The sequence below is a fragment of the Candidatus Symbiopectobacterium sp. genome, from assembly GCF_020054415.1.
Lineage (GTDB): Bacteria > Pseudomonadota > Gammaproteobacteria > Enterobacterales > Enterobacteriaceae > Symbiopectobacterium.
In genome coordinates, this window is the sequence record NZ_JAHWCO010000428.1 from 1 (window position 1) to 4,159 (window position 4,159).

A 4,159-nucleotide genomic window follows, 5' to 3' on the forward strand; every position below is an offset into this window, starting at 1 on the left:
CCATGCCAGTTTTGGTTGAAAATGCTTGTCATCTCAGGTGTACACTTTTCTCATGAGGCCTAACTGCATGATTTTACGTTGCGAGGATCCGTCGTTTCGCTGGGCTGCCAGCATAAAATCTATTTATTCAACAAAGCCATTTTGTTTTGCCATGGAGACCTGATTTTGAAACAACTGTGGTGATCTGCTCCGATGATTACCCAAAAGTTCTATTTATTCAACAAAGCCGTTTCCCCGGGGAAAGTACAAAAGACTATAATAATATTACCCTACCTTTTCTAAAGTCATTAGATGAGGATATGCTTTGTTTTCCTGGTCATGGAGATGAAGGCACGCTTAAGGAGATATTTCATGATTTTTGACTTTTCTAAATATTCTGACAATACTGCCGTCGTTACTGAGCAAGGTAATACAGTATCTTATCGAGAGATTGATGAAATTTGCTCCAGACTTGCTCAGAATGTAAAAAAAAGATCATTGATATTTAACTTGAGTGCTAACTGTATGGGGTCATTAATCGGATATTTGATGGCATTAAAGTATGGCCATGTATCATTAATGCTCAGTGAGGATATTAACGAGAAACAAATTAATAATTATATATCAATTTATCAGCCTGAATATATATATGTTCATCAAGCTCTATCTGGCCGATTCTCCTATCCTGTCATTTATACAGCACATGAATATTCGTTGTTAAGCGTCTCCAAGAAACAAACAGATATGCATGATGAATTGGCATTGCTGCTGACCACATCAGGCTCAACGGGGAGTCCAAAATTAGTACGACAAAGTTATAATAATTTGGCAGCTAATACTGCATCTATTGTTGAATATCTCAATATTACTGCCTCTGAACGGGCTATTACGTCATTGCCCATGAATTATACGTATGGGCTTTCGGTCATTAATTCTCATTTAAGTCGTGGTGCCAGTTTATTTCTTACGAAAGCGACTGTGATGCAGAGAGACTTTTGGGCTCAGATGACACAATATAGCATTACGTCTTTAGCTGGCGTCCCTTTCACTTATGAGATGTTGAAAAGACTCCGTTTCACATCATTAGCATTGCCTGATTTAAAAACGCTGACGCAAGCAGGGGGAAAATTGTCTCCTGATTTGCACCGTGTCTTCGCGCATTATGCGAAGGATAACAATAAATATTTTGTTGTAATGTACGGTGCTGCTGAAGCAACGGCTCGTATGGCGTACCTACCCTCTGATAAAGCTATCGATAAATGTGGCAGTATAGGTAAAGCTATCCCCGGCGGAGAATTTGCACTTTGTGATGAACGAGGAAACCTTATTGCCCAAGAGGGCGAGGTTGGTGAGCTGATTTATTGGGGAGACAATGTTGTATTAGGTTATGCGGAATGCCGTGAGGATCTTCAAAAGGGAAATGAATTTCAAGGTCGCCTTTCTACCGGTGATATGGCTCGCTTTGACAGTGAAGGATACTATTATGTTGTTGGACGGAAAAAACGGTTCCTCAAAATTTTTGGCAATCGAGTCGGTTTAGATGAGGTTGAAGTACAACTTCGTGACGCTTTTCCTGATATTCACTGTGCGTGCGCCGGCATTGATGACAAAATGTATGTATTTATTACGGATGATAGTGTTAGCGCCCAAGTCAAGCGTTTCTTGGTTGAGCAGACCCAACTGAATCATATCGCCTTCAAGATTATCACGCTCGACAGCATTCCAAAAAATGGAGCCGGAAAAACGCTCTACTCACAACTGGAAGCATATTATAATGCAATATGATGATATTCTTCACTCTTTGCCTTACTCACTTAATAGAGAAGAAAAGCGCACTTTGATTTTGCAGCGTTTATCCGATCTGACGGCGCACCATTATGCGCATTGTTTGGCTTATCATCGCATTTTGAATGGTTTGAACCTGGCACAGGTAAATTATCAGGCAGTTGAAGATATTCCTTTTATTCCTGTTTATTTATTCAAAGAGATGGCGCTTTCCAGCGTTTCTTCGGACCAGATCGTAAAAACCATAACATCCTCTGGAACTACGGGACAACGCGTTTCCAAGATCTTTCTGAATAAAGCAACGGCTGCTAATCAACAAAAGACTTTAGTAAAGATTGTTAATGATTTTATTGGCCCATCGCGATTGCCATTGTTGATTATCGATTCTCCATCGGTCATGAAAGATCGTCGACTTTTTTCGGCCCGTGGAGCCGGTATCCTCGGTTTTTCGATTTTTGGTACTGATAGAACCTATGCGTTGGACGATAATATGGAGTTAGATTTTCCAACAATCTATGCTTTTCTGGATAAGCATCGTGGTAAACCTATCTTGCTGTTCGGTTTTACATTTATGGTATGGCAGCATTTCTATAAGCAGCTGCTTGCAAACGATAAAAAAATAGATCTCTCCTCTTGCATATTAATCCATGGTGGCGGTTGGAAAAAATTACAGTCTGAGGCAGTCTCTCCAGCTGGATTTGTTGCTGCATTGAATCAAGTTTGTGGCATACAACGCGTCCACGATTATTATGGGATGGTTGAACAAACCGGCTGTATCTACATGCAATGTGAAGAAGGCCATCTGCATGCCAGTATTTTCTCCGATATTATTATTCGCAATCACAACGATTTTTCGGTATGTGCTGAGGGAGAGCCGGGCATTATTCAGGTGCTGTCTCTGATCCCAGAATCATATCCTGGACACTCTCTTCTCACCGAAGATCGGGGAATCATATTGGGAGAAGACAATTGCCACTGTGGTCGTAAGGGCAAATACTTCAAGATTCTTGGGCGTTTAAAAAATGCTGAACTGCGAGGATGTAGTGATACCTATGCAGCACAATTTTGAGAACACATCTTTTTTGGTGGGGAATATCACTGCACTCCAGCAGATGAATAGTGTGTGCGCGCACTCCCTGTTTGATGAAGAAATCATCGATTTTTTGAACAGTCTGGCAAAACGCTTATTCCTTAATACATTAGCAAAAACCTACCCTGATGTGATTAGTTTTGCTTTTTGGTGCCGCAAGAGTTCTGTATTGGGCATGAAACAGGGATATCCTGATTTGTCGACCCGTTGTGGGCGTGGTGTCGCATTTCATATTGCCCCCTCTAACGTTGCCGTCAACTTCGCCTACTCGCTGGTTGCAGGGCTGTTGAGTGGCAATGCGAATGTTGTCAGGGTGCCATCGCGTGATTTTCAGCAGGTAGAGATCATTTGTCACGAAATAAAGATGGCATTGCAAGAGCATCCGCAGGTTTCACCTTATATTTGCCTGATACGTTACGAGCGTGATAAAGCAACTAATGATTGGCTTTCTGCACGTTGTCATAGCAGGTTGATCTGGGGAGGTGACGCCACGATCATGGCGCTCCGCGAATCACCTATGCCAGCGCGAAGCATCGATATTACCTTCGCAAATCGTTATTCTTTTGCATTGGTGGATGCGGCTCATTATTTGTCAGTACCGGATAAACGTGCTGTGGCTGAACATTTTTATAATGATACTTTCTTGACGGATCAAAATGCCTGCACTTCGCCAGGGTTAATTATCTGGTTAGGTCGCGATGATGAGGTGAACTCGGCACGTGCGACGTTTTGGGCTGAATTTGAAGCATTTTCTCAGGAGAGATATATCCTTCAGGAAGCTGTTGCTATCAAAAAATTGACTCAGTTTTGCCTGTTGAGTAGTGCACGTGAAGGGGTAACGAAAGTATCTGGGGATAGAAATCTGGTTTATCGTGTCCAGTTGGACTCCCTGGATGAAGAAACGATGAGCTTCACTGGCGCTGGTGGCTATTTTATGGAGTATCTGGCGCATGATATAAGTGAAATATATCCTGTGTGTGATGAGCGCTGTCAGACAATCTCTGTGTTGGGAATAACCAATAACACGCTTGCTACCTTTCTTTCTCAGTATCACCCCAAAGGGGTCGATCGTATTGTTCCTATGGGAAGAAGTATGGACTTCAGTTTACAATGGGATGGTTATGATCTGATTTACACGCTCTCACGGACCATCAATCTTACACTGGCTTTGTTGAATAAATAGATTTTATGCTGGCAGCCCAGTGAAACGACGGATCCTCGCAACGTAAAATAATGCAGTTAGGCCTCATGAGAAAAGTGTACACCTGAGATGACAAGCATTTTCAACCAAAACTGGCATGGAAA

At 42.1% G+C, this 4,159-nt stretch carries 4 protein-coding genes; all 4 read left to right on the top strand.

All coding sequences use genetic code 11. From position 1 onward, the window contains the following. The first annotated feature begins 176 nt into the window (after positions 1-176). From QZ506_RS12515 to QZ506_RS12530, 4 genes are read left to right on the top strand one after another with little or no spacing between them, the layout of a single operon-like run. Positions 177-362 carry a hypothetical protein gene (locus QZ506_RS12515; protein WP_291971450.1) on the top strand — a complete coding sequence of 62 codons (186 nt, stop codon included), beginning with the start codon at positions 177-179 and terminating at the stop codon, positions 360-362. After that, the gene (locus tag QZ506_RS12520; protein ID WP_291971452.1) at positions 352-1,764 is read left to right on the top strand and encodes an AMP-binding protein; all 1,413 of its coding nucleotides are present in this window, start codon (positions 352-354) and stop codon (positions 1,762-1,764) included. Before QZ506_RS12515 ends, QZ506_RS12520 begins: the two co-directional genes overlap by 11 nt. After that, a complete protein-coding gene (locus tag QZ506_RS12525; RefSeq protein WP_291971454.1) occupies positions 1,754-2,833 on the top strand; it encodes an acyl-protein synthetase in 1,080 nt (359 codons plus the stop codon). The genes QZ506_RS12520 and QZ506_RS12525 overlap by 11 nt, the downstream gene beginning before the upstream one ends. After that, positions 2,817-4,037, top strand: a complete 1,221-nt coding sequence (locus tag QZ506_RS12530) for an acyl-CoA reductase (protein WP_291971456.1) — start codon at positions 2,817-2,819, stop codon at positions 4,035-4,037. Before QZ506_RS12525 ends, QZ506_RS12530 begins: the two co-directional genes overlap by 17 nt. Positions 4,038-4,159 lie beyond the last annotated feature (122 nt).